The following is a 541-nucleotide window of genomic DNA, read 5'->3' on the forward strand; positions in this document are numbered from 1 at the left end:
AGGGGAGATTCCTTATTTGAGGCAAGTTGTAGAACGTTAAAATTATTGTATGAACCTATATGTTAGCTGCTATAATATAGTGGCAATATTCATTTGTTGGAATGATGGTAGGCAGTTACGAGCTATACTACTTAGTTCATAACCGCCAATATCAGGAAATAGTTTTTTAAAAACTGGAAAGTATCTTTTTGATAAAAGTAAATATTTCTCTAATTTTATGCTCTTCTCATCTTCAAGAATATCTTTCAGTAAAGCTGGATGAAAGCTCGGCATAATTAACTGACAATACTCAATAATGTTCCGCTGCAAATAAGCTAGCCCTTCTTTGAGTTCTTGCATTTGCTCAAATATTTTACCCGCTAGTGGATCAGTATAATCTTCTTCGCTATATACCGACGCTCTAGAGGACGATAATAGACTTCCTGGATAACTCAATCTAGTTGGTGATTTTGTCGTCGAAACTCGCTATAATGGTCTCCATATTTTGGACACAAAAATAGAAGAAATGAGATAGAATTCTTTAGCAAAAAAGGAGAGCTAG

General features: G+C 34.6%; 1 protein-coding gene. It reads right to left on the reverse strand.

Going from position 1 to position 541, the window contains the following annotated elements; genetic code table 11:
* Positions 1-69: 69 nt before the first annotated feature.
* Complete coding sequence (locus RiCNE_RS07215; RefSeq protein WP_094649857.1) at positions 70-435, reverse strand: hypothetical protein; 366 nt, start codon at positions 433-435, stop codon at positions 70-72.
* Positions 436-541 lie beyond the last annotated feature (106 nt).

The sequence above is a fragment of the Rickettsia endosymbiont of Culicoides newsteadi genome (genome assembly GCF_002259525.1).
Classification (GTDB): domain Bacteria; phylum Pseudomonadota; class Alphaproteobacteria; order Rickettsiales; family Rickettsiaceae; genus Tisiphia.